Raw genomic sequence first — 18,229 nt, 5'->3', positions numbered from 1 at the left:
AATACGGTTAAATTTATACCCAAACGTTTGGGTAAACGATAAAAACCCGCAGTGCAATATAATAGGGCAGCCTTCCCCAATCTGGAGCAGTCGGCAGCCCCCATCATTAATGTGTTCCTTTGCCGATAATTTTGTGATGAAAATATCACTGTGCCTTTATCGTTGGGGCATGACGTCACTTTGAAAGGGTCATCCAATGAGCAAACGTCCCGCCACATTGCGCAGTATCGCCGAACAGCTGAATGTTCATGTTTCTACCGTGTCGCGCGTGCTGAATGGCGATATCGCGCGGGTCGCCACGGTGGCGTCTAAAGAGACCATCGAACGTATCCGCGATCTGGCCGACCACCTCGGCTATCAGCCCAATCCGCACGCCATCAGCCTGAAAACCCGCCATAGCCGCGAGATCGCCGTGCTGGTGCCGCAACTGTCCGATATCGTGCTGGCCAGTATTTATGAAGGCATCGACGCCGCGGCCTGCAATTACGGCTACACTGCCTTTGTCGCCAATACGCTCGACCGGCCCGAACGTCAGCGTCAACTGGCCGAAAAGGCGCTCGCGCGCAATGTCGAAGGCCTGATCATCAGCGACGCGCATTGCACCGCCGACGAGGATTTCATCGGCGAGCTGGAAAAACGGCGTATTCCGCTGGTGCTGGTCAGCCGCCGGAAAGGCGAACTCTGCTCCGTAACCTCGAACGACGGCGAAGGCGGGCGCATGGCGGCGCGCCATCTCTTTGAACAGGGACACCGACGAGTCGGCATCATCGCCGGTCAGGCCCACAGCGGCAACGCCCTTGAACGCGTACGTCATTTCGTGGAGTACTACCGCGAGCAGGGCATCGACATTCCCGCCGCCGGCATTATTCATGGTCCGTTCGACGCAGCGGCCGGTTTCGCTATCGGAGAGCGGCTGCTGGCGCAACCCGAGCGCCCTACCGCCATCTTCGCCGTCAATGACTTTCTGGCCATCGGGCTGTTCGGCGCCATGCGCAATCGCGGGCTGACGCCGGGACGGGACATCGCGGTAGTCGGCTATAACGACACCCCGCTGGCCGCCCATTTACAGATTCCGCTGACCAGCATCAGCACCTCAATGTATGAACAGGGCTATCTGGCCGTTGAAACCCTGCTCCGGCGCATCGCCGGCGAAAGCGTGGAGTCATATCGCTTTCCCGCGGTGATGACGGTTCGGGCCAGCAGCCTGTGCGCGCCGCGTTAGTCTTGCCCTGCCCGCATTCCCGGACCGCCGTTGCTGGTTCTCGCTAACCGAAAGTTTTACAGAGCGTCACCTCGTTCTCTTGACGGTTGTACCATAAGGAAAACATATCGCCCGGCGCATCGGGCCGTAACCATACCTCGCCGCTATCGCGGCCAGAGCGCGCCGGTTCGTACCGATAGCCCAGTGTTGTCAGGTACTCGCGCAGCGGCGTTAACGACGCTGACTGCCTGAAGACAATGGTATTCGATGAGGGATAGCCATCCCCATTGTGATACTCAAAAAAGTAGTTGTCGGAAATGCGCGGCGCGCCGCCAATCTCTTCATCCGTCAGAAAGTGGTAACTGAAGAAATCACTCTGCTGGTAGACCTCCGTTTCGCCAACGCCCGAAGCGACCAGGTAGCAGAAAAGCATCACCAGAATGAACATTGACGCCAGCAACAGCAAAATATACTTGATGATCTTGTAAACAATCCCCACAACATCCCTCCCTGTTTTTCCTGGTGAAATCTTACATGAAATTTAACTGTGAAAATAACGTCATCTCTGTGTAAGAAAAAGTAAATAAATCACCTCTATAGTTCTGCTGTCTCAATTCACTTCATGGAAAAACAGACGTAACGGAAATGAGACGCAGAGAAAAAGCGAACCGCATCGGATGCGTACCGGCCTCCGGCATGGCTGCAGGAGGCCGGCGCAGGCAGCGCAATCGCGCTGTCATCGGCAGTATACAAAGCGCCCCCAGGTACGGCCTTTTCCGGGCAGGGCGTTCGCCGGAAAAATAACAACGAGTTACCGCTACGTTCAATTACCGGGCTATTAAAGCCCCGATATGACATGGGAAACAGTGATGAAATATTTCAATCGATCAGGGGTTTATCTCGCGGTGATGTCCGCTCTGCTGTCGGGCGCGGCGCAGGCGGCGGACAGCACTGACGTTGGCACAATTACCGTCCAGGGGCAGTCGCTGGGCGGCGGCCAGATGGTGCAGGAAGAGAGCGCGAAAGCGCGTTCCACCGTAACCAAAGAGGCGATGGACAAAATGTCCGGCACGTCCAACGCCGTCGACAAGCTAAAATATACGCCGGGCATCAACGTCAACAGCAACGACTCCACCGGTCTGGGCGGTCTGGACTTCACTATGCGCGGCATGAGTGCCGATCAGGTGGGTCTGTCGATGGACGGTATCCCGGTCAACGACTCCGGCAACTATGCCGTCTACCCTAACCTGCTGGGCGACCCTGAAAATATCGAAGAAGTTTTCGTCACCCAGGGCTCCTCCGAGGCGGATGGTCCGCACATCGGCTCCAGCGGCGGCAATATCGGTCTGGTGACCCGTCGGGGGGCGAAAGAGTTCGGCGGCTTCCTCAAGCAAACGCTAGGCAGCAACAACCTGAGCAAAACCTTCGCGCGACTGGATACCGGCGAGTACAACGGTTTCAGCAACTGGATCTCCTACTCGCACACCGAGGCGAAAAAATGGCGCGGCGAGGGGCGGCAGTATGCCGACAAGTTCGAACTGAACTCGAACTATGAGGACGATAACGGCAACTCCAGCAACCTGGTGCTCAAATACCACCGCCAGGACAACATCAGCTACAACACGATCAGCAAGCGGGATTTCAATACCTACGGACGTCGCTACGACTCAAGCAGCACCCCGCGCTACACCAACGGACAAATCAGCAGCTACTACAAGCTGGCCCGCAACCCGTTCGAAAACCTGACCCTGTCGTTTACCCAGAAACTGCAGTTGCGCGACAACCTGGCGTTAACGCTGCAGCCCTACTACTACTGGGGCAACGGCGGCGGCGGCGGCGCTTCCGCATCGTACCTGACCTCATCAAGCAGCACGGCGGGCCAGTACGATCTCAGCAACCTCAGCAGCGACAGAACCTACTTCTACCGCCCCTCCTGGACCCAGACCTGGCGCCCGGGCATCACCAGCAAACTGAAGTGGGACATCAACGACCAGCACAGTCTGGATGTGGGCTACTGGTACGAACGGGCGCGCCAGCGCCAGTCCCAGCCGTATACCACGATCCAGTCTGACGGTAACCCGAGCACCGTCTGGGCGGAGCCGGGCGCCTCCAATCAGTTCACCGACGCCAACGGCAACACGGTGCAGGGTCGTAACTACTTCACTATTACGCCGGCGCAGAAAGTATGGCTGCAGGATACCTGGTTTGTTTCGCCGGACTGGACCGTGGTGGGCGGTTTGGCTTACCAGAACGTGAAGCGCGACGGCACCAACTACGGCAGCCTGACCGAAACGCCGGAGAAGCGCAAATCCAGCTACAGCGAATGGCTGCCTAACTTTAGCGTCAACTATAAGATCAACCCGGAAAATCAGGTGTTCTATAACCTGACGCGCAACATGCGCACGCCGCAAAACTACGTGCTGTACAACAAAGGCGACTCCATTAGCCTGGCGCCGGAAATGAGCTGGAACCACGAATTGGGCTATCGTTTCCAGAACGACGATATGCTGCTGAGCGCCTCACTGTTCTATATGCGCTACAGCGATCGCCAGATCTCCAGTTCTCTGCCGGACGGCTCGTACGAAATGATCAACGCCGGCGACGTGGAAAGCAAAGGGCTACAGCTGGAGTGGGGCGGCAATCTGCCGCATAACTTCAACTACTACACCTCTTACACCTATACCGCTTCGGAGCAGAAGCAGGATGTAGAGTATAAAGGCGTAGCGATGCCGACCAGCGGCAAGCAACTGCCCAACGTGCCGAAGAACCTGCTCAACCTGTCTCTCGGTTACGATGACGGCCTCTACTATGGCAACGTCAGCAGCAAGTACGTCAGCTCCTTCTACGGCGACATGGCCAACAACGAGAAGGTCGGCGGACGCACGGTAGTCGATCTGGCGGCAGGCGTACGTCTGCCGGTAGATAAGAAGATCATCAAAAGCGCGACGCTGCGTTTCGGCGTCAACAACCTGTTTGACAAAGAGTACCTGAGCTCGGCGCGCACCATTCCAATCAACGCGCAGAACTATGGCGGCGTTTCCGCAGGAACCGCCTATTACAACGTCGGCGAAGAACGAACCTACAGCGTTTCGCTGGAAGCCACGTTTTAATCGTCACGCCTGAATATCCGCGCCCTCCTGACGAGGGCGCGGACCGGTTGAAGGACTGGAATTTATCACCGGCATGCCGGTTATTACCACCATCAAGCGGGTCAGGCTGATTATGGAAACAAAGGTTAATCTCTGATTGTTGTATTAACCAGCAGGTAAAAATGGCCGGAAAGATCTGATCTTGTCATCGCTTCCGGCTTTTATTTATTCTTCAATATCTGAAAAATCATCACTATCGATATAATAATTAAGCGCATCAATTATTATATTTATATCCAGACTATTTTCACATCATAACGTTATATATAACGTCAATAAATCGCTCACCATAATAAAGCAACGCCAAATCATTACTTGTTACAACATCAGGTTATGACTCAAATTAGTTGTAATGATATTTTTCAATGTAGGCACCTATGACTTTTTCGTGTAGTTCAAATGAACGGGAAAAGCAGGTTGTTTTCCTCGCCAGACGTTTAATGTGAATGCGTAAATTAAGATTATGTCGTTCAATTCGCTGCGTGAATATCTTACCTGTCAGCTGTTTTTCTGACCCGATTTCTCGTGCGTAACTGCCCCAGCCATCCGTGGTGAAAAAACCAATATGCAAAGGCTTCAACAAATCGGGCAGTTTCCGGCACGTCTCATCCGTGCGGGGACCAAATACATGGGCAACAACCTGTTTTCTTTTCGTATCAAATGTATACCAAAGCCAGTACTGCTGTTTTTTATTTCCCACGAATGACCATTGCTCATCCAGTTCACAAATCAGGGTGAGATCGTCATAGACGACAGGCTTGCTTGTTACTTGTCGTGGCGCGAGCTTTTTAATGTGCTCATGACGGTGTTCATACTGATTTTCAGCACTCGCCCTGTGTCTCTGATCCCAGAGCCATTCATCGCCATATCGACAATTTTTTCTTTAGTGCCGGGCTTATGCGCGTTATAGCGGTAGTTAATCTGGAAAGTACGGCGACAATGTTGACAGTAATATCGGGGAAATCCTGCCTTTCCCGTACCATGCTTACGGACGGGTTCTGTTTGCTGACAATATCGGCAGGCAACTTCGATAGTGACTGTCATAAAACGTATCCTTAAAAGTGAATACGTTATCAAAATAACGCTTTTAAGTCATTACCGGTTATCGCCTCCAGGGATTGGTTCTTTATATTGTCCCGTTGCCTGGACACCCACTCAAGCCAAATGGATCACACCACTCTAAAGGGTTATGTAGATATCCTTGCGGCCTTATCCCCCCACCTAACCCTATCGGGTTGAAACAATGAAGCTACTCTATCGGCGGATCATACTACCGGTTTCGTTCGCACACTCCTGAAACTACCGCGTCATAGTTCATACGCAACCGTCAGCCGAATAATTGCGATCGGCTAAATAGCTTCGCGCATTGATGCTTCACTTTTGACCATGTCACAGCGCGTAACTGATGATAAGAACATTTAAATAATCATTAAAAACAGTTGATTGTGATTTAATCATAATATCGTTGTCACTCAACCTGCAGGGCAGGTGTAGCGCGATTATGCGAAGCTATTTAGCGTAGCGGCATGACGAGCATCAATGGGAAATAACCTGTCGGTTAATAAGGCAAGACCAGGCGATATCCCGCAATTGTCACTCCGGTGAAAAATTGCACAATGCTTACGGGAGCGGCTGTGAAAACTCACGAGATCAGTTCAGAAAATGAACAAAATTAATGTATTTTTCTCACTCTCTGTTAGCGAAAGTGAATTGCGCGACACAGCCTAAGGGAGAGATTAGCGTCATTACGATTGCGGACATAAACTTCGCGTACAGGCTAACGCAGAGCGCACAACCTGTCCACGGGACGGCGTGCGGAAACTATTGGGGATAGATTGTTAACTTACGCCGCGTCAGTCTGACAAGAGTAAACAACAGGACATCGATAACGATAATAAACATAACCGCCAGCCAGAAACTGACCGGGTCGATATTCCATTCATATTTCACCCCCGGCAGCAGGCCATGGGCAAGCAGCCAGTGCTGGGATTTATCCGCCAGCCCGGTATAAAGCCGGTTGATCGGCTGAACGTGAGTTAAAATGATAAAGGCCAGCACGCTGTAAATAACGTCAGGCAGCATGTTATACAATCTGTTGCGCATAATCTGGCTATCCTTCTGCTAATGTGCCGTGCCGGCCTTTATCGTCTGCGCTAAACGGGCGTTGCCGCCCGCGTCGCGCAGTGATTAAAAGGTTTCCCAGTTCGTGTTGCCGCTGTCGGCTTCCGCTGCTTTCGCCTTCGCCGGCGGCAGCGCATGCGATGCTTTGACCGGCGCGTTGCCCTTCGCCTTTTGCGTCGTTTCACTCAGACGGAACACGGAAACAACCTCGGTTAAACGACGCGCCTGCTCTTCCAGAGAGGCCGACGCCGCCGTGGATTCTTCCACCAGCGCGGCGTTCTGCTGCGTCACGCTGTCCATTTCCACCACAGCCTGACCGACCTGAGTAATGCCTTTGCTCTGCTCGTTGGAGGCCGAAGCGATCTCGCCCATAATATCCGTTACGTTGGTGACGGCTTTCACGATGTTTTCCATCGCATCCCCCGCCAGCCCCACCTGAGAAGAGCCGGTTTTGACATTATTAACCGATTCGTCGATTAACCCTTCGATTTCTTTCGCCGCCTGCGCGCTGCGCTGCGCCAGGTTACGCACTTCGCTGGCCACCACGGCGAAACCGCGGCCCTGTTCACCGGCGCGCGCGGCTTCCACCGCCGCGTTCAGCGCCAGAATGTTGGTCTGGAAGGCGATACTGTTAATCACATTAATAATATCGGCGATTTTCTGCGAGCTGCTGGTGATTTTACCCATGGTTTTGACCACGTCGCTGACGATATCGCCGCCCTGATTGGCCATTTTAGACGCATTCTGCGCCAGCACGCTGGCCTGGTTGGCATTGTCCGCGTTCTGTTTCACCACCGCGCTCAGCTGTTCCATACTGGCCGCCGTTTGCTCCAGCGCCGAAGCCTGTTCCTCGGTGCGCGAAGACAGATCGGTATTCCCCGAAGAGATCTCGCCGGAACTGCGATAAATTTCCTCTGCGCTGCTGCGAATTTCCGAAACCGTCGTCACCCAGTTATTCTGCATTTTCTGGATAAACGGAATCAATTGCCCCACGCAGTTGCGGCTGATATCCACCATACGCACATGCAAATTCCCCACCGCAAGCACCTGCAGGTGCTGTTTAATCAATTCAAGCGGCTTGATCACAAAGCTGGCCAGGTAGCGATCGGTCAGCAGCACAATGATCAGACCGATCACCAGCGCCATAATCAGTATGTTCTTACACCAGTTAACCCAACTGTCAATTCGACCCTGGGCCTCGCTTTTCAGCTTATCGATGACGCCGTTATATTCATTGATCGCCGAGGTGAAATCCCGACGCAGAGGACGGTAGGTATCGCCCGACTTCTGAATAAAGTCTTCGATGCGGTTAGCCTTCACCGCCTCATACAGCGGGAGGATCCCGTCATTGTACAGACGATACGAGCTGTTATAGATGTTGTCGATGGTTGTGTTATCGATATTGGCGTGATCGGTGGTCTTAAACTCGGCCAGACCCGCAGCCAAATTTTTTAACTCATCATCGACCATCTTCAGTTCCATTTCCGCCGTAGCGGCGTCATCTCTCTGTTTAGCCCGCGCTGCGCGTTCAAGCGCGCTGACCGCGCGGTAATATTGTCCATTGGCACCGTTGATAATATCGCCGTTGTTTTGCTGTACGTTAGTTAACGCCAGTTCGGAGGTAAGCTGGTTCAGGGAATGCAATGCAAAAGTCGAAACCCCGCCCCACAGTAAAGAGAACAAAACAAGAATCAGAATCATCATTGTTCTGATTTTAATGTTGCGAATGAAATTCATTATATAAATCCTGGTGATAAGAAAGATAAGATTATTAATCCTAAAAGACAGGATCGCTGTTTAGCGTTTCCCTTCTGATATCGGCCCGTCGGTATGTCGGTATGTCTTTGCGTCCGATAAATGTCCATGGTGATACATTTCTTACATCCAGGTTATCGTCATGTAACAAAAAAACTTGATCAATATATGAATCTGCTTTACTGATTTAACAACGTTTTTTAAACGTTATTACTAATAACGCAGGTTATTGATAGCGAGAAAATAAACGAGAAGAAGATAAATACAGGGCGGTTTATAATCTGCCGGAGCGCATTAACTACGCGCAGGGTGAAATAAAACGGGAGCGGCGCTGCGGAACAGGAAAACATGCAAAGGGGAGCGCCATTTTCGCATGGCGGCCTGAACAGTTGCGCCCTCCGCGCAAATAAGCAGGAAAGGCGCGATACGGTTACTCCTGCGCGCCGCTGGCGCCGCCCGGCGCGGGCGTCGGATAATCGTAGTCAATACGCAACGGTTGGGCGTAACGGCTGTTCCATAGCTGCTCATACAGCTTATCCACCCGGGCCGTCATGTCGCTATTTTGCATGATCACCTCCAGATTGCGCGAATTGTCCAGATAACCGCCGCTCCAGTTGCTGGTGCCCACCCACGTTTTTTGTTCATCGATGGTCATGATTTTACTGTGAATCACGCGGGCAAACGGAATAAATCCGTCGCTGGCTTCAGGTATCGTGACAATCTTGATCTGTACGTTGGGCAACATCGCCAGGCTCTTCAGGTAACTAATATTGGGCCGTTTGGTGCTCCAGTCGGAAACCATCAGCTCAATTTGCACCCCGCGGGCCGCCGCGCTGCGCAAGGCGGTGTCGATCACGGCGTAATAAGGCCGCGAGCGCTCCGGCCCGTAGGAAAGAGGCACATAATCCATCACCTGAACCCGTATCCGCTGCTGCGCCGCGGCCAGCAGATGAGTCAATTCCTCCTGCGAGTCGGGGATGCCGGCCGGATTAAACGCCTTCGGGCTGGCGACCAGATAATTAGCCGGGCGCTGCTGTCCGGCGTTCACTGTCTCGTCGGCCGGCAGCGGCGCGACGAGCTCATTGCGCTGCAGCGCCTGCTGCGCCCGCCAGTCCTGCTCAAAAATCGCCTGCATCTGCCCGACCACGCGCGGATCGCCGATCAGCAGCCCGGTTTCATGGATATGTTCCAGCGCGCGCCAGTCCAGATTCTGGCTGCCCATATAGCCCTGTTTGCCGTCGACCAGAATATACTTAGCGTGCAGAATACCGCCGCTCAGCCGATGGTAAGGCAGGATACGCAGTTCAAGATTAGGAATGGCCCGCAGCTGCGCCAGGGTTTCCGGCGTAGAGATGCGCACGCCCTTCTCTTCCATCAACATGCGGATCTTCACTCCGCGTTCGCCCGCCTTGCGCAAATGCTGCAGCACGCGGTCAAGCTTCGACCCCGCCTGGTTGGCGACATAGAACTGCCCCAGCGCGATCGAATGTTGCGCACCGTCGAACATCTGCACCCAAACCTCGTCCGGCTGACGCAAGTCATCCGCATTGAGCGCGGTCTCCGTCGGGGCGTTATAAATCAGCTCATAGCCAGGAATCGTGAAGCTGGCCCAGACCGTGTGGCTAAAAATCAGTAACCCTCCGGCAACCATTGTTTTCCAGTTATTCCAGCGCCCCGGGAATCGCCCGCCGCGTTGCTCAGGCATAATCGTTTACCGCTGCTTTGATGTTGACTTCCGCCGGCGCAGACGTCTTGTGGCCGCGCGTGCTGGACATACCGGCGCGGATCAACAACACCTTCAGCATTTCGTTAATGTGTTCCATGCGGCTCTGCAGGAAATTATTGCCCAGCAGACACACCAGCGCGATAGCGATACCCAAAGCGGTAGCGTACAACGCGGTGCCCATACCGGCAGAAACCTGAGCCGGATCGGAGATGCCGGCGGCGGACAGCGCCTTAAAGGTTTCGATAATCCCCATGATGGTGCCCAGCAGCCCCAGCAGCGGCGCGGCGGTCACGATGGTTTCCAGCAGCCACAAACCGCGCGCCAGATAGGGTTTACTGCGCAGGAACTGCGCGTCGATCTGGTCGTTGATCGCATCGCGATTGCTCGTCTGATGGTGCATCTCCAGCACCGGCGCGATGACCGTCAGCGGCAGACTATTGCGTCGAACCAGGTTGTCGGGCAAATCCTGCACGCGTTTAATATCCGCCGTCAACGCTTTCTCCAGCAGCCGGGCCTGACGCCGCGTGTAAACGAAATATAACCCGCGTTCGATGATGATCGCCAGTGCCGCCACCAGCGAAGCGTACATGACATAAAAAATAATTTCGTGCAGTAAGTTGGCGTTCATAAAAAAATCCCCTTCAGTTTCCGCCCCCGACGGGACGGCGTTATATACCGTATATTGTCGTTATGACATGTTGTGTATCGCGTCCCGGCCGAACCTGCGGTTCAGGCAGAGCGTCGCGCGGAAGTTAACAATATCGCCGCCAGCGGCGCTTAACGCCCCCGGCGCGCTAACAGAGAGACGGTGCGACGCGGCACGCCCCCTGATTAATGCTGTCTCGATCCCGTTGTGGCTTCTCCGCTATTCAGCGCGCGTCAATTACTGCGGCTGGTAATTGAAGGTGGCTGAAAATCGTTTCGTGCTTTGCCCGGCGAACGCATCGACAGGAAACGGCTTAACCTGGGTAATACTTTGCAGACTGCTGGCGGCGGCGCGGTTAAGCAGCATGCTGCGCGCCTTGCCGCTAACGCCGGAATTGATCACGCGTCCAGAGCGATCGACCTCCAGCCACACCTCCACGCTGCCCTCCGGCCGCTCCAGCGAAGCCTGACGCCCGGTCGGGTAACGCTTGGTCCTGTCGAGCTGTACTCTCAGCGCCTGGATATAGCCGTTTTCTATCGCCTGGGTATTGACGCGGGGAGCCGCCACCGGCGGTCTGGCCGGTTCCGGGCGGCGAGTTTCGCTCGGCGCCTGCGTCGCGGCGGTTTTAGGCGCGCTGACGGTCGGTTTGGGGCGCGGCTTCGGCGCCGGTTTGGGGCGAGGCTTGGGCGCCGGGGCCACCACCGCCGCCGGTTCCGGCACTACCGGCACCGGTTCTGGCTGAGGTTCGGGTTCCGGCTCCGGCTCCGGTTCGGGTTCGGGTTCAGGCTCGGGTTCCGGCGGGACGACAGGTTCCGGCTCCGCCAGGGCCAGCGTCATAACCGTATCGTCGTAATGGGGGCTGACCTTGATAGTCGCCTGCTGGCTGTGCAACACGAGGCAAACGGCAATAATCGGCAGAGGTAACCAGCTAATGACATGGCGAGCGCGATAAAACAGATACATATCATTGCTTCCGGGTGGCGATAGAAACGGAATAAAATCCGCCCTGACGCAGGCTGTCCATCACCGCGACCAAACGCTCAACAGAAACGCCTTTATCGCTATTGACGATGATCGTAGTGGCCTGAGTATCGGTTTGCTGCTGTTTGAGCATGTTGACCAGATCGCTCAGAAGCACGGGCTGCCCGTCCAGCTGCAGCTGATCCGGCTCGCTGAGCGTAACGATGGCTTTCTTCTGCGGTTTAAGATCCTGGGCGCTACTGGCCGAGGGCAGTTGGGTTTTCAGACCGTGTGCGGGAATAACGTTCATACTGATCAGGACAAAAAACACCAGTAAAAACATCATGACGTCAATCATCGGAATCAATTCGATATGCGCTTTATTTTTCTTTGGTTCGGTCCAGTTTCTCATTTGCTCCCCTCTCAACGCCTGGCAGTTTAAATACAACAGGTTAAAAACTGATAGCGGCTTAAAACGAAGCAGCCAATATAAGGAGTCTTTGTTTTATTTTTTTGACTGTTATATGAAAGAATTTCTATAGCCGCGTTACGGGGAAGCGAAGCGCGCGCCGGAGCGAAATTACCGTGAGAAAGCACGTCCCCGGGATAAACAATCCGAATAGCCGATCCTGCCCTGTCGCCCGACTCGACCGCCGGCGCCGGGCGTCAATCAGCGCCTGAATCTGCTATCATGCCGGCCGCTTAACTGCAGTCACTGCGAATTGATAATGGAAATCCAATGATTGAGAGTAAAAAAAGTCATGTCGCGTCGCGCAAGGTCCCGGTCGTTTTTTCGCTAACCGCGCTTTTTACCCCGCTGGCGCTGGCGGCCGGCGCCCTGTTTTTCGTCGCGCAGTGCGAGTCGGCGCTAATAGAAAAGTCGGAAACCGCCGCGCAACGGCAGAAAAGGATGGATCAACGTGCGTTGACGTTCGCCGCCTTTCATCTGAAGCCAGAAGAAAAACTGATTTATTTAGGCGGCGCCGATGCGCAGGCCGACCAGCTGTGGCAAAAAAGTATCGTGTACCGCAGTTATGCACTGACCGAATCCGATCCGAATGCCTATGTCTTCGTTTCGTTTAACGGCCGGGGCGCTAAGTTCACGCTGCCGCCTTCCACCGTTAAACCGCTCAGCGAAGTCGCCAAAGACGACTATCAACAGCGCAGCGCGACCGGGCTATTGGCCAGAGAGCCGGAGAACGCGTCCGCCCGACGCTATTACGGCGATAAATATGAAGAATACTATCGGCAAAAAGTCGCCTTCGTAAAAAAAATCATCGATAGCGACATCTGCGACACCGTGTTGAGCGCCGATGCTTATACCCTGGCCGGTTCGTCATGGTTCAGCGCGAGCTGCGGCGACGGGCAAGAAGTAACTCAGGATGTCGAAGATGTCCGGCAGGGGGAAACGCCCTCGCCTGAGATAAAAGAAAAATTTCTGCTCAGAGAATGAAACAGCCGACATCGCGGCGCGGCGGTCGCCATGACGCAGGGGCGTTCGTCCGATCGCGTCGCCCCAGCCTTCGGCTGTGCCGCGTAATCGCCTGACAGCTGACAAATCGCCGCCCTGACGGGAAGCGGCAGTAAAAATGCACGAAGCCAGGTCAAAAAAATAACAGGTTTAATGTATTTTCTCCGCGCCAGACGGCGAAAATACATTGCGGCATATCGCTTAAATAGTTTCGCATATATAGCGCGACACTTGCCGCTGCCGGTTGAGTGACAATAGCGTCAGAAATAAAATATCATTTATTGTTTTTATTAATTATTTTATTTTTCATCAGTCACGCGTTGTAGCATGGTCAGAAGTGAAGCATTAATGTGCGAAACGATTTAGTGCGCCGGCAGCGGAGAAAGAACGCTGGGCGCGATGCCGGTCCAGCGGCGGAAAGATCGGCGAAAATTATTGATATCGCTGATATGCAGATAATGCGCGACCTCTTCATTGCTTAATCCGTTAAACCAATAGAGGAACAGCGCGGTGTGCGTGCGCACCCGATCCCACTGTTGCTGGAAGCTGCTATCGTGTTTGCGCAGTTTGCGTTTTAGCGTGGCGGGGCTCATGCCCAGCGAAGCGGCGACGCGTTCGAGATTAAGCGGCTGGCGCAGGTTGCTGCTCAGATAGTCGTAAAAATAGTCGATGAAACTGCTGCGGAACCCCTGCGTTTCCAGCTGTTGCAGGCACTGCTGCCGGACGACGGCGCACACCGTGCTGTTGGCGTGGGGCGACGCCTGACGGGCATATTCGACCGGCAGCAGCATCATATTAATCGGCTGCCCGAAGTGCAGTCCATCGCCCAGGTGTACCCAGTACTGCTCGATATGCCGCGGCTGACGGTAGTTAAACAGAAAACGCCAGGGTAAAGGTCGTTGCGGACAGAGCCAGCGCCCGAGCGCGACAATCGAGGTCATGCTGGCTTCCAGCAAAAACCGCTGCCGCCCGGCGTCCGCCTCGCTTTGCGGCCAGTAAAGGCAAAGATAGCGTTCGTCCAGCCGCATGCGCGGCGCCAGCAGCGGACTGAACAGGCTGCAAAAGCGCACGACATCGTCCAGCGCCTGCAGCAGATTATCCGCCTGCTGCAGTACATGGCTGAAGTCGCCGTAGCAACCGGGCAAGGCGCGCTGGCCGAACAGAAAACTGGTATCGTCGGCGTCCAGCTGGCGCATGCTGTTGTCAATCAGCTGGCCGAATTGCTGCTGGCTAAAACGCACTTTGCCCGCAGCGATGTCCTCAAGAAACACGCCGGTGCCGCGCAGCAGGCGGTGACCGTCGATATCGCGCGCCAGCGCGAGGTCGATCAGAATACCCGGCTGATGGTGGCCGATGATAAAACGCTCATCGCATTCGTACCAGCCGCCGCTCGCCGTCATCCGGCCTCCCCGCTCTGCGAGCAGGTCATGGCTTTGACCTGACTCAGCGTTTGATTCAGGCGCTGCAGCAGCATATCGCGATCCTCGTCCAGCGCCATCACGGCGGCGACGCTGGCCTGCAGCCTGACGCGCTCGCCATGTCGCTGCGTGCGGTGCGCCAGATGCGCGATCGCCGCATACAGCTCCTGCGCCATCATATTCGCCTGATGTTCGCCGGTGTTGGGCAACAGCGCGACGAAACGATCGCCGGCCAGCCGGCACAGCAGATCCTGCCGGCGCAGATTGAGCAGCAACAGCTGGCATAGCGCCTGCAGCACATAGTCGCCCTCCGCCGCGCCAAAGCGTTGGTTAATGGCGTCAAAGTCATTCAGGTCGACCACAATCAGCGACAGAGGCTGCCGTTCCGCGGCAGCCTGCTTCAGCGACAGCGACAGCTGCTTACGCAGATAATCGGCGCCGCCCAGCGGCGTCAGCTTGTCGAACAGCAGATGCTCGCGAAACAGCCGCTCGCGCTTATTTAACTGCGCGCTAATCGCCAGTTGTTCCTGATGCCAGTGGTAAATGCCCAGCGTGACCAGCATCAGACCGATCGGCATCGGGACATTTTCCAGCCATTTGCCCACGTTGCCGCCGTGCGGCAATTGGATAAATTCATCCAGACAGTCCATCCACCAGGAAAAGAAGATGCAGGCCAGCCCCAGCGCCAGCAGCGTGGTCACGCGCCCGGCCGGCCGGCTGACCAGCAGCATAATCAGCCAGCTCAGGGCCAGCAGCGCCGAACCGCCCTCCGCCAGCACGTCCATCCAGTCGATCGCGGCCCAGGGTTTTACCTCGCCGATAATCAGCTCGGCCAGCAGGCCGAGATTGGCGAGAAAAGCCAGCAGCAGCAGTTTGCTGCCGTGTTGTCGGAGGAAGTGATACATCAGCAGAGCTCTTAAGGTAATTAACGCCAGTGATCTAAGCATACAGGCGCAGATGACGGCAGGATGACAGCCTAGGGGGTCAATTCAGCTCACGCCCGATGCGTATTTTTTTTCGCCTGACGCCGGCAGCGGCGACCTGCCGGTGAGATTATTGCCTCGCGCACGCCGCGCTGCGTCCGCCGGCCTCGATCCGGACCAGTCATTTAAGCTCAAAATAGCCGCCAGACGTCGCGATTCAGCGCCGATCCGCCCCGTTCTCGTGACCCTGTCATCTAACTGACATCGACGATTTCTAGCATCCCATCCCCAATAAACCGGCCAACCGGCAGTAAACCGTCGTCACTCTGGGGGAAAACGCGTGAAACCACAGCGAAACAGCACAACGCCAGCAGCGAAACTCAGGCTCAGCAGCCTGGCGATCGCTATCGGGAGCCTTGCCATACCGGCTTTGGCGCAGGCAGAAGAGGCCACCGAACACGTAGAGGTGATCGGCCAGGCGGCCAGCATCACTCAGGCGCTGAATGAGCAGCGCACGTCCGACGCTATCCGCAGCGTCGTCCATGCCGACGGCGTGGCGCAACTGCCGGATGACAACGCGGCGGAAGCATTGCAGCGCCTGCCGGGAGTATCCGTCGAACGCGATCAGGGCGAAGGACGCTACATCAGCGTACGCGGGCTGGGGCCGGACCTGAACAACGTGCAAATCAACGGCACCACCATGCCGTCGCCGGAAAGCGATCGCCGGGCGGTGGCGCTGGATGTGCTGCCGTCGGAGCTGGTGCAGTCGCTGTCGGTGGTCAAGACGCTGACGCCGGACATGGACGCGAACTCGCTGGGCGGCACCGTCGAAGTCAACAGTCTGTCGGCGTTCGATCACGCCGGACTGTTTTATACCCTGGGCGCGGAAGGCAGCTACGACAGCAACAGCAACAAGAGCAGCCCGAAATTCTCCGGCGCGGTAAGCGATATTTTCAGCATCGGCGGCGGCGAGGACAACTTTGGCGTGGCGGCGGCGCTGAGCTGGCAGAAGCGCAGCTTCGCTTCCGACGACGTGGAAAGCGGCGGCGACTGGGACTTCAGCGACGGCGCGCGACTGAGCGGCTTTGAGCAGCGGCGCTACGAAATCGAGCGCGAGCGCACCGGCTTTGGCCTCAACTTCGACTATAAGCCGGACGATCTTTCCAGCTACTACCTGCGTACCCTGTACAGCCGGTTCAACGATAAAGAAAACCGCCAGTCGTCGGCCGTCGAATTCAGCGAGCCGCTGGCCGAGGGCATGACCGGCGACGCCGAAGCTGAGCGCGGTCTGAAAAGCCGCGAAGAAACCCAGGAGGTCAAGAGCGTGGTGCTGGGCGGCGAACGCCTGCTCGGTCCGTGGACGCTCAGCGGCCAGATGGCCTATAGCCGCTCCAGCGAAACGCTGCCGGGCAGCACCTATGCCACGTTTACCGGGCTGGACGCATTCGCGGACAGCAGTTTCTCCGACACGGTTAAGCCCGCCAGCCAAATCGGCAGCGGTTATTCCAGCGCCGGCAACTATCGGCTCGATTCGATGGAGTGGGAGACGCAGAAAACCAGCGACAGCGAGAAAAATATCCGTCTCGATCTGGCGCGCGACTACAGCTGGCTTGATACCGACAACCAGGTCAAATTCGGCGGCAAACTCAGCCGGCGCGATAAAAAGAATGACCAGAACGTGTGGAAATATAAAGATCTCGGCGACTACGGCTTATCCGACGGGCAGTTGAGTCTGAGCCAGTTATCCTCCGGCAACGCCGGCTATGCGTTTGGTCAGGACGGCCCGTCGATCAATACCGGCAGCGTGAATAGCCTGATCAACGCGCTGGGCAAAGACGGCTTCTACGATCAGGAAGAGTCGACGATCAATGACTACCGAATGAGCGAAGATATCGACGCCGCTTACCTGATGAACACGCTGGACGTGGACAACTGGCGCTTCATCACCGGGCTGCGCTACGAGGGCACCCGCTTCAAAGCCGACGGCACCGGACTGCGCGACGGGGTATACCAGGCTTCGAGCCACCAGTCCAGCTACCATGACTGGCTGCCGGGCCTGCACGCCCGCTACCGTCTGGATAACAACACGCAGGTCCGCGCGGCATGGACCAATTCGGTGGTGCGCCCGGCGTTCGGCCAGCTCACCCCCGGTTACACGATCGACGGCGATGAGGCGGAGTTCGGCAATCCGGCCCTCGCCCCGCTCAAATCGAAGAACTTCGACCTCGGGATTGAACACTACATGGGCCGCGCCGGCACCCTGTCCGGCTATCTGTTCTACAAAGATATTCGCAATTTCGCCTATGAAACCGATCTGGCGGGCCGCGGCGCATGGGCCGATTTCAGCGAAGCGAAAACCTGGGCCAACGGCGGCAAGGCGCGGCTGTACGGCGCGGAATTGGCTTATTCGCAAAAATTCGACTGGCTGCCGTCGCCGTGGAACGGCCTGCTGGCGGGCGCCAACCTGACGTTGAGCCACTCCAGCGCCAGTATCGAAGGCAACGGCATGTCGCGCAAAATCCCGCTGCCGGATCAGTCCGATACGGTGGGCAATCTGATGGTCGGTTGGGAAAACGACGCCGTGAGCGTGCGTCTGTCGGCCAACTATAAATCGGATTATCTGAGCGAAGTCGCCGCCGTCGACGATCGGGCGCACGACAGCTACGTCGACGACCAGGTGTTTGTCGATCTCAGCGTGCGCTACTTCCTGACCAAACAACTGCAGCTCTCGTTCGAAGCGCAAAACCTGACCAACGAACATTTTTACACCTACACCGGCAGCCGCGGCTTCAACTCGCAATACGAACAATATGGCCCGACGTTCAAGCTGGGCGTGACTTACACCAATTTTTAAAGGAA

14 protein-coding genes are annotated in these 18,229 nt (G+C 55.8%); 4 read left to right on the top strand and 10 right to left on the bottom strand.

Annotated elements, in window-relative coordinates; translation table 11 throughout:
• Positions 1 to 196 precede the first annotated feature (196 nt).
• The gene (locus FJU30_RS14380; protein WP_150435670.1) at positions 197 to 1,222 is read left to right on the top strand and encodes a LacI family DNA-binding transcriptional regulator; all 1,026 of its coding nucleotides are present in this window, start codon (positions 197 to 199) and stop codon (positions 1,220 to 1,222) included.
• A 43-nt stretch (positions 1,223 to 1,265) separates the two neighbouring features.
• Here FJU30_RS14380 and FJU30_RS14375 read toward each other — a convergent pair whose 3' ends face one another.
• On the bottom strand, positions 1,266 to 1,700 hold the full coding sequence (locus tag FJU30_RS14375; RefSeq protein ID WP_150435669.1) for a hypothetical protein: 435 nt from the start codon (positions 1,698 to 1,700) through the stop codon (positions 1,266 to 1,268).
• A 370-nt stretch (positions 1,701 to 2,070) separates the two neighbouring features.
• Here FJU30_RS14375 and FJU30_RS14370 point away from each other — a divergent pair, with 370 nt between their 5' ends.
• Positions 2,071 to 4,311, top strand: a complete 2,241-nt coding sequence (locus FJU30_RS14370) for a TonB-dependent receptor family protein (RefSeq protein ID WP_150435668.1) — start codon at positions 2,071 to 2,073, stop codon at positions 4,309 to 4,311.
• A 382-nt stretch (positions 4,312 to 4,693) separates the two neighbouring features.
• Here the strand turns inward: FJU30_RS14370 and FJU30_RS14365 are convergent.
• From FJU30_RS14365 to FJU30_RS14330, 7 genes are all read right to left on the bottom strand, one after another.
• Positions 4,694 to 5,394 (bottom strand): IS1 family transposase gene (locus FJU30_RS14365; protein WP_223881592.1). Its coding sequence is split into 2 segments (ribosomal slippage): positions 4,694 to 5,142 and positions 5,142 to 5,394, totalling 702 coding nucleotides; the frame shifts between segments, so codons are not numbered across the junction.
• Between the two features lie 777 nt (positions 5,395 to 6,171).
• Entirely contained in the window at positions 6,172 to 6,453 is a 282-nt protein-coding gene (locus FJU30_RS14355) for a hypothetical protein (RefSeq protein WP_150435667.1), read from the bottom strand.
• Positions 6,454 to 6,537: 84 nt separating this feature from the next.
• On the bottom strand, positions 6,538 to 8,208 hold the full coding sequence (locus FJU30_RS14350) for a methyl-accepting chemotaxis protein (RefSeq protein WP_150435666.1): 1,671 nt from the start codon (positions 8,206 to 8,208) through the stop codon (positions 6,538 to 6,540).
• A gap of 448 nt (positions 8,209 to 8,656) precedes the next feature.
• Complete coding sequence (locus tag FJU30_RS14345; protein ID WP_150435665.1) at positions 8,657 to 9,931, bottom strand: phospholipase D-like domain-containing protein; 1,275 nt, start codon at positions 9,929 to 9,931, stop codon at positions 8,657 to 8,659.
• Positions 9,924 to 10,580, bottom strand: coding sequence for a MotA/TolQ/ExbB proton channel family protein (locus FJU30_RS14340; protein ID WP_150435664.1), 657 nt, complete (start codon positions 10,578 to 10,580; stop codon positions 9,924 to 9,926). The genes FJU30_RS14345 and FJU30_RS14340 overlap by 8 nt, the downstream gene beginning before the upstream one ends.
• 255 nt (positions 10,581 to 10,835) lie before the next feature.
• Complete coding sequence (locus tag FJU30_RS14335; protein WP_150435663.1) at positions 10,836 to 11,561, bottom strand: energy transducer TonB; 726 nt, start codon at positions 11,559 to 11,561, stop codon at positions 10,836 to 10,838.
• Position 11,562: 1 nt separating this feature from the next.
• Positions 11,563 to 11,970: an ExbD/TolR family protein gene (locus FJU30_RS14330; protein WP_150435662.1), complete on the bottom strand. Its 408-nt coding sequence runs from the start codon at positions 11,968 to 11,970 to the stop codon at positions 11,563 to 11,565.
• Between the two features lie 327 nt (positions 11,971 to 12,297).
• On the opposite strand from FJU30_RS14330, the gene FJU30_RS14325 reads away from it, so the two are divergent.
• On the top strand, positions 12,298 to 13,011 hold the full coding sequence (locus FJU30_RS14325) for a hypothetical protein (protein WP_150435661.1): 714 nt from the start codon (positions 12,298 to 12,300) through the stop codon (positions 13,009 to 13,011).
• Positions 13,012 to 13,391: 380 nt separating this feature from the next.
• Here the strand turns inward: FJU30_RS14325 and FJU30_RS14320 are convergent, their stop codons facing one another.
• Both FJU30_RS14320 and FJU30_RS14315 read right to left on the bottom strand, forming a co-directional pair.
• On the bottom strand, positions 13,392 to 14,429 hold the full coding sequence (locus FJU30_RS14320; RefSeq protein ID WP_150435660.1) for an AraC family transcriptional regulator: 1,038 nt from the start codon (positions 14,427 to 14,429) through the stop codon (positions 13,392 to 13,394).
• Entirely contained in the window at positions 14,426 to 15,352 is a 927-nt protein-coding gene (locus FJU30_RS14315) for a GGDEF domain-containing protein (RefSeq protein WP_150435659.1), read from the bottom strand. Before FJU30_RS14315 ends, FJU30_RS14320 begins: the two co-directional genes overlap by 4 nt.
• Positions 15,353 to 15,710: 358 nt before the next feature.
• Here FJU30_RS14315 and FJU30_RS14310 point away from each other — a divergent pair, with 358 nt between their 5' ends.
• Entirely contained in the window at positions 15,711 to 18,224 is a 2,514-nt protein-coding gene (locus FJU30_RS14310; protein WP_150435658.1) for a TonB-dependent receptor, read from the top strand.
• The last annotated feature ends 5 nt before the right edge of the window (positions 18,225 to 18,229 follow it).

This window comes from Affinibrenneria salicis (genome assembly GCF_008710095.1).
Note: the sequence above shows the minus strand (reverse complement) of the source record. Positions and strands in the feature narration are given on the sequence as shown.